This is a genomic window from Nostoc sp. DedQUE05 (genome assembly GCF_034530955.1).
GTDB lineage: Bacteria > Cyanobacteriota > Cyanobacteriia > Cyanobacteriales > Nostocaceae > Nostoc.
In genome coordinates, this window is record NZ_JAVRCB010000049.1 from 53,672 (window position 1) to 60,499 (window position 6,828).

At 37.7% G+C, this 6,828-nt stretch carries 10 protein-coding genes; 9 read left to right on the forward strand and 1 reads right to left on the reverse strand.

Annotation, left to right across the window (positions count from 1 at the left end; translation table 11 throughout):
• Positions 1–123: 123 nt before the first annotated feature.
• The 7 genes from nifX (at position 124) to RMZ42_RS28570 (ending at position 3,517) form a co-directional block, all read left to right on the forward strand.
• Positions 124–537, forward strand: a complete 414-nt coding sequence (gene nifX, locus RMZ42_RS28540; protein WP_069069804.1) for a nitrogen fixation protein NifX — start codon at positions 124–126, stop codon at positions 535–537.
• Complete coding sequence (locus tag RMZ42_RS28545; RefSeq protein WP_322674578.1) at positions 534–1,010, forward strand: NifX-associated nitrogen fixation protein; 477 nt, start codon at positions 534–536, stop codon at positions 1,008–1,010. Before nifX ends, RMZ42_RS28545 begins: the two co-directional genes overlap by 4 nt.
• Before the next feature lie 135 nt (positions 1,011–1,145).
• Positions 1,146–1,361: a CCE_0567 family metalloprotein gene (locus tag RMZ42_RS28550; protein WP_322667906.1), complete on the forward strand. Its 216-nt coding sequence runs from the start codon at positions 1,146–1,148 to the stop codon at positions 1,359–1,361.
• On the forward strand, positions 1,358–1,675 hold the full coding sequence (gene nifW, locus RMZ42_RS28555; RefSeq protein ID WP_322674579.1) for a nitrogenase-stabilizing/protective protein NifW: 318 nt from the start codon (positions 1,358–1,360) through the stop codon (positions 1,673–1,675). The genes RMZ42_RS28550 and nifW overlap by 4 nt, the downstream gene beginning before the upstream one ends.
• A 10-nt stretch (positions 1,676–1,685) precedes the next feature.
• Positions 1,686–2,483 (forward strand): HesA/MoeB/ThiF family protein, encoded by a 798-nt coding sequence (locus RMZ42_RS28560; RefSeq protein WP_322674580.1) that lies wholly within the window; start codon positions 1,686–1,688, stop codon positions 2,481–2,483.
• Between the two features lie 134 nt (positions 2,484–2,617).
• On the forward strand, positions 2,618–2,989 hold the full coding sequence (locus RMZ42_RS28565) for a HesB/IscA family protein (RefSeq protein ID WP_229455309.1): 372 nt from the start codon (positions 2,618–2,620) through the stop codon (positions 2,987–2,989).
• Positions 2,990–3,217: 228 nt separating this feature from the next.
• Positions 3,218–3,517: a 2Fe-2S iron-sulfur cluster-binding protein gene (locus RMZ42_RS28570; RefSeq protein WP_069069799.1), complete on the forward strand. Its 300-nt coding sequence runs from the start codon at positions 3,218–3,220 to the stop codon at positions 3,515–3,517.
• 570 nt (positions 3,518–4,087) lie between these two features.
• Here RMZ42_RS28570 and RMZ42_RS28575 read toward each other — a convergent pair.
• Entirely contained in the window at positions 4,088–4,297 is a 210-nt protein-coding gene (locus RMZ42_RS28575) for a molybdopterin-binding protein (RefSeq protein WP_322667910.1), read from the reverse strand.
• 315 nt (positions 4,298–4,612) lie between these two features.
• Here RMZ42_RS28575 and RMZ42_RS28580 point away from each other — a divergent pair, with 315 nt between their 5' ends.
• Together RMZ42_RS28580 and lysS are read left to right on the forward strand one after the other, a co-directional pair.
• Positions 4,613–5,494, forward strand: a complete 882-nt coding sequence (locus tag RMZ42_RS28580) for an AAA family ATPase (protein ID WP_322674581.1) — start codon at positions 4,613–4,615, stop codon at positions 5,492–5,494.
• 35 nt (positions 5,495–5,529) lie between these two features.
• Entirely contained in the window at positions 5,530–6,669 is a 1,140-nt protein-coding gene (lysS, locus tag RMZ42_RS28585; protein ID WP_322674582.1) for a homocitrate synthase, read from the forward strand.
• The last annotated feature ends 159 nt before the right edge of the window (positions 6,670–6,828 follow it).

Here is a 6,828-nt window from a genome sequence, read left to right on the forward strand (position 1 = left end):
AATAATCAGCTATTTCAAACTTGTGTATACACCATAGCTTTTTAAGGGGGATCTTCCAAAGCTAAATATTACTAACTGAACCGTATTGCTTCAAAATTCAAAACTTTAGAGAGGAGAATTACAATGAAAATAGCCTTCACGACGAGTGACCGAGTTCATATTAATGCTCACTTCGGATGGGCAAAAATGATTGATGTTTACGAAATTACCGATGAGGGATATCACTTCGTAGAAACCCTCACCTTTGAAGGCGAACTCAAAGAAGATGGTAATGAAGACAAAATCACCCCAAAACTTGAGTCAATAGGCGACTGTACGATTATTTACGTAACAGCAATTGGTGGTAGCGCCGCCGCTCGGTTAATCAAGAAAGGTGTCACCCCAGTGAAGGCGCGATCGGAAGAAGAAGAAATTAGCGAAGTGCTAAATAAGCTAGTGAAAACCCTCAAAGGTAATCCTCCACCTTGGTTGCGTAAAGCTTTACAGCCAAAAACCACAAACTTTGCTGATGAAATTGAAGACGAAGCAACAGTATGACCACAAATAATAGTGTTAACGGAACTGCTACAACAGAAGTCTTGAACTCACCTTTCCTGAAGGTATTAATTAAACAAATCCGTGGTCAAGATAGTTATGGAGTTTATCGTACTTGGTCGGATGAGTTGATTCTCAAACCCTTTATTGTTACCAAACAAAAGAAACGGGAAATCTCCGTTGAGGGCGAAGTCGATCCGATCACGCAAGCACGAATTATGGCATTTTTTCGGGCTGTAGCGGCTGGAATTGAACAAGAAACAGGTTTGATATCTCAGGTTGTAGTTGATTTGAGCCATGAAGGATTTGGCTGGGCGCTAGTTTTTTCTGGTCGTCTCTTGTTAGCTGTGAAAACCTTGCGAGATGCTCATCGCTTTGGCTTTGACTCAGTAGAGAAATTAGCAGAAGAGGGAGAAAACTACGTCAAAAAAGGTCTTGATTTGGCGAAACGTTTTCCTGAAGTTGGCAAAATTTAAAGAGTTAGGAGTGAGGAGTTAGGAGTGAGGAGTTGAATTAACTATTAACTGATAATTCAGGATTTACAGTTACTAATTTATAACTCATAACTCATAACTTATAACTCCTAATTTTTAGAAAAGGAGTGGCTGATTGTGCAAGCAGAAGAAACGAGCATTGAGGAACTACAAGGACAAATCAGACGGCTCAACAGTAAAGCAGGTCAAATGAAAATGGATCTGCATGATTTAGCTGAAGGTCTGCCAACAGATTACAACCAACTTATGGATGTTGCTGCCGCAACTTATGAAATCTATCGTCAGTTAGATGAACTTAAGCAACATCTGAAACAATTGGAGAATGCGAAATGACTGGAACTATTGATGAATTCAAGAAACTCGTAGATGCAGAAGAATTTTTTCAATTCTTTAATATGTCCTACGACTTAGAAGTTGTGAATGTAAATCGTCTACATATTCTGAAAAAGTTTTCTCAATATATACAGGAAATTGATGATAATTCTCCTGACTTGAATCAAGAAGAGAGACTAAATCAATATTCTTTGGCTTTGCAAAAAGCTTATCAGGTATTTGTCGAATCAACACCTCACGAACAAAAGCTGTTCAAAGTGTTTAACGATAAGCCGAAAAATGTAGTCACACTGACAGAAATCACTTCTGATTAGGAGGTATAAATTGGTTAACCTAACGCCTACCGAATTAGAACGCTATCGTCGCCAAATGATGCTTCCGAATTTTGGCGAAACAGCACAGAAGCGCCTGAAGTCAGCGACGGTTTTGGTTACAGGTGTGGGGGGATTAGGCGGTACGGCGGCGCTTTACTTAGCAGTAGCGGGCGTTGGGCGGCTAATCCTAGTCCGGGGTGGTGACTTACGGCTAGATGATATGAATCGTCAGGTTCTTATGACTGATGATTCGGTAGGTAAGCCAAGGGTATTCAAAGCTAAAGAAACTCTGGATGCGATCAATCCTGATGTCCAAGTGGAAGCTGTTCATGATTACATCACCCCGGAAAATGTAGATTCGTTAGTGCAATCTGCTGATATGGCTCTTGATTGCGCCCACAACTTTACAGAGCGCAATTTGTTAAATGAAGCCTGCGTGCGATCGCGTAAACCAATGGTGGAAGCCGCAATGAATGGGATGGAGGCTTACCTGACGACGATTATTCCTGGTGTGACTCCTTGTTTATCTTGTCTGTTTCCAGAAAAGCCTGATTGGGATCAGCGTGGCTTTTCAGTTCTAGGTGCTGTTTCTGGAACCCTAGCTTGTTTAACGGCGTTGGAAGCTATCAAGCTGATCACCGGGTTTAGTCAGCCTCTATTGTCGCAATTGCTGACAATCGACTTAAATCGGATGGAATTTGCTAAACGCCGTTCTCACCGCGATCGCTCTTGTCCAGTATGCGGCAATAGTGCGCCTTGGAGACACGCGCAATCCAATTCGATGGAACCCACAGTCAATAGTCATTAGTCATTAGTCATTGGTCATTAGTCATTGGTGAATAACAAAGGACAACTGACAAATGACAAAGGACAAAGGACAACTGACAAATGACAACCCCACCTGAAATCAGAACAACTAATCGCTACAAATCAGGAGAACTGATGGCCGTTATTTTATCAGAAAAAGCAGAATTTCATCTGCGGGCATTCCTTAAAGGTTCCGCACCCGACGCTGATGGCGCAACTAAAGGTGTCCGCATCTCGGTAAAAGATGGTGGTTGCAGTGGCTATGAATATGCGATCGATATCACCAGCAAGCCTCAACCAGATGATTTAGTAAGTCAGCAAGGCAAAGTACTGGTTTACGTTGATGCCAAAAGTGCGCCCTTATTAGACGGAGTTATCGTTGACTTTGTTGAGGGAGTGATGGAAAGCGGTTTTAAATTCATCAACCCTAATGCAACTGATACCTGCGGTTGTGGAAAGTCTTTTAAAACAGGCGACTGTACGCCTACTGGTGTACCTTGCAGCTAACATCATTTCGTTAGTGCTAAGTCAATTGTAGAGATTTCCCATAAACGCACTCCGCAGAGTTTCAATGCCCTTGAGATAGCTTCTAGTTCGCATTGCATCCCTTATCTCTATAAAAAAGCTAACTAAACTTAGCATCTCTGTCAGAAGAAGGGAAGCAAAAAGTAGGATAGGTTGCTCAAAAAATTCGGAAATTAGACCAACTGTATAACGTTTGAGGAGAATCTGAAAATGGCTTCCTACCAAGTTAGATTAATCAACAAAAAAGAAGACATCGACACCACAATTGAAGTTGACGAAGAAACTACCATCTTAGAAGCAGCAGAAGAAAATGGTATTGAGTTGCCCTTTTCATGTCATGCAGGCTCTTGCTCTAGCTGTGTTGGTAAAGTTGTCGAAGGTGAAGTTAATCAAGACGATCAAAACTTTTTAGATGACGATCAGGTTTCTAAAGGATACGCTCTACTTTGTGTAACTTATCCTCGTTCTAATTGCACAATTAAAACACATCAAGAAGCATATCTGGTCTAAATTATTACTTTGGTTGCTGCCTTTTGCAACCAAATAACAAATGAAGGATGAAGGATGAAAATATACTTCCTTCCTCCTTTCAAAATTCCTAATTTATAATTAAATATCTACCCGCTTTAGTGTTATTGGCTATTTATTAGAATTATTTATAATGCAAGAGCTAGAAATCGTAACTTTTTATAAAAATCAAAATGGAATAATCTTTAAAAAATTTGTATTAATGGGAATAGTAATAAGAACTCATATCAGGTTGTGACAAAATTTTTCTCTTTTATCCTCAATATTGATAACATAGATTTTGTCCTAAATTTAGAAAGTGTCCAAGCGATTTATGTTCGCATTATTGATAATTCCATTAATTAACCTTTATGTATAGTCTTATTTAATCATTTCTGAAACATCAAATACCTGGCTTTTTAAATAAGTTGAGTATCTGTGATTTTCAATTTTAAAAATCTAATATGATTGCTGCAATTACGCTTGAATACGCTATTGCACTATAATTGTATAAATAAATGCAATTTTATATGAAAATATAGAGTGGCTCACAAAGGAAGCCAACTCTATTTTTTAATCAACAGCAACGATCACATCTGATGATTTAATCACAGCATAGGCTTGCTTACCTTCTGCAAGTGATAGCTTTTCCGCTGATGATTTTGTGATGATTGATACTAGCTCTACTCCTGGCGCTAGTTCTAAAGTTATCTCAGTATTAACTGAACCATGTACAACTTTTTTGACAGTACCCTTCAGAGAATTACGAGCGCTAATTTCCATGTTTTTAATTCACTAATTTTGACTATTTATACTTTAGTAAGTTAGCAAGTTTTTATTTTAAAAATAGCTTTTTTTAAAATATCTTAATAATTTTGAAATCACCTCATTTACTTAACGGTAGTATCTCTGCTTGACGAGCATTACACGAATAGGTGGGGCGGTCATTTGCTCCAAAAAGTAAGATAAAAAATTTAAAAAAAGTAATTATTGATAATAATATACATCAAATTTAAAACAGCTAATTTTATGTATAAGTACTGAGGTTATATGATAACTGTATCTTTATAATAACTAAGCTAAAAAGAGGTTCATATTGTGCAGGATCGAGTTAATACAACAAGGCAAAATCTATTTTTTGAACACTTAAGTCTAGGTGTAGGTGTAGGATTTCCTGTTCCTAAAGACTGGTTGCCAATAACGAGTTTTCCTTTACTAATCATAGTAGGTATGACTGGCGTAGGAAAAAGCACGATTGCAAAAGCTTTGGCTAAAGAAGGCTTGGATTTTACACTTTTACCTAATCGTCGTGTTTTAACCGAACGCGTAATAATTGCGCCAATGTTAAAAATGCAAGAGAAACTCATACAACCCCATTGCCGGATTAAACGCCTAACTTATACTCGTCTTTATAGAGAATACTTTCCTGGTGGAATGGGTCACATCTTAGCTTCGCTACATATTAATCCACAACAAGTAAACTCTATGTTAGTTTTCGATAGTTTACGTGGTGAAAATGAGATTCGCTATGCAGCGAAAGCTTTAAAAAATGCTAAATTTGTAATGTTGACTGCACCAAATACTGTACGTTTAGAAAGGCTTATAAAACGTCATGATTCTTTCGATCGAATTGCTAATCAAGAGTTAGACGAGCGGATGCAAATTATTCCAGAAGTCTTGAGTAATTTTGCTAGTTTGGGCGTACCAGAAGCTTCTGCTTATTTTACTCCTAAAGAAGAACAACAAATCTTAGAACTTATCAGTAAACAAGTTATCACAAGTCTAGAATTGCGGGAAAAACTAAAAATATTTGTCGAAGAAAGTCAGAACTATGATTCGGTTTTGACGAAACAGATTTTAGAGGCGATGGATACGAGCGATCGCTCTCTTATAATTGATACTATAGTCAGTCCTCAAGAATCAGCCAAAGCAATTATTTCTCAATTATACAAATCTGCTAATATAAAAACTAATAAGTGAATATCCTTAGTCAGAATTAGTATAGGGATTGCTCAATGTCGCTATCTGAATTTGCAATTGTAGAAAGTACTCTCCGTGAAGGCGAACAATTTGTCAAAGCCAATTTTTCTTCAGATGATAAAGTCGAGATTGCTGAAGCCCTTGCTGAGTTTGGAGTGGAATATATAGAGTTAACGTCACCAATTGCTTCACCTCAGTCTAGACGAGACTGTGAACGATTGGCTCAGTTAGGCTTGCCATCCAAAATATTAACTCACATTCGCTGTCACTTAGAAGATGCTAAAGTTGCTTTAGCAACAGGCGTAGCCGGGATTAATTTAACTATTGGTAGTTCTTCTTTGATGCGTCAGTTCAGTCATGGTAAAAATATTAATCAAATTATTGATTTAGCATCTGAAGTTTTAACTTTTATCCATCAACAATCTCCCGATGTTGAGTTACGGTTTTCAGCTGAGGATTCGTCACGCACTTCCATAGAAGATTTAATCACAATTTACTCGGAGATTGAAAAATTAGGAGTTGTCAAACGCATAGGAATTGCCGATACAGTAGGAATTATTACGCCAATGCAAGTATTTGAATTAGTGAAGACTTTGCGCCAGTTCACTAATTTAGATATTGAGTTTCACGGCCATAATGATACAGAATGTGCAAATGCTAACAGTTATACAGCATTGGAAGCAGGAGCAACTCATATTGACACTTGTGTTCTGGGTATTGGTGAACGCAATGGTATTACCTCACTAGCTGGATTCATCGCTAGGTTATATGCCACAAATCCAGAACAGATTAAATCAAAATATCGCTTAGATCGACTTGGTTACTTGCATGAATTAGTTGCGAGAAAAGTTGGAATTTCTATTCCTTTTAACCATTGTGTTTTTGGTGAGAGTGCTTTTAGTCATAAAGCTGGCATTCATACTAAAGCTATGCTTAATAACTCTGAGACTTATGAAGCTATTAATCCCAGGAGTTTTGGTGTAACGCGCTCAATCTTAATTAATCATAAATTGGCTGGAAAACAGGCGGTTAATTACCGAGCGAATGAATTAGGACTTTCCTTTAATTTATCCCAGCTTAAAGATATTACCAATATGCTAAAAACTTTAGCTGACAAACAAAATCTTACCATCGAAGATGTAGACAATATTTTATATTCTTATCATTGCCAGTAAATTTAAAAATATACGCACTTACTATTCAAGTGCAGATCCCCGACTTCTTCAAGAAGTCGGGGATCTAAATCCACTTATATCTGCTATTAATCTATTTTATAAAAGAGGCGTTGCATAATAGAGGGATGAATTGAGGTCATCTACTGTGCAATGTCCATA

Coding starts and splice junctions, on each gene's coding strand:
- RMZ42_RS28565 (WP_229455309.1), top strand. CDS start 2,618: ATGGCCGTTATTTTATCAGAAAAAGCAGAATTTCATCTGCGGGCATTC.
- nifX (WP_069069804.1), top strand. CDS start 124: ATGAAAATAGCCTTCACGACGAGTGACCGAGTTCATATTAATGCTCAC.
- RMZ42_RS28575 (WP_322667910.1), bottom strand. CDS start 4,297: ATGGAAATTAGCGCTCGTAATTCTCTGAAGGGTACTGTCAAAAAAGTT.
- lysS (WP_322674582.1), top strand. CDS start 5,530: ATGTCGCTATCTGAATTTGCAATTGTAGAAAGTACTCTCCGTGAAGGC.
- RMZ42_RS28545 (WP_322674578.1), top strand. CDS start 534: ATGACCACAAATAATAGTGTTAACGGAACTGCTACAACAGAAGTCTTG.
- RMZ42_RS28570 (WP_069069799.1), top strand. CDS start 3,218: ATGGCTTCCTACCAAGTTAGATTAATCAACAAAAAAGAAGACATCGAC.
- nifW (WP_322674579.1), top strand. CDS start 1,358: ATGACTGGAACTATTGATGAATTCAAGAAACTCGTAGATGCAGAAGAA.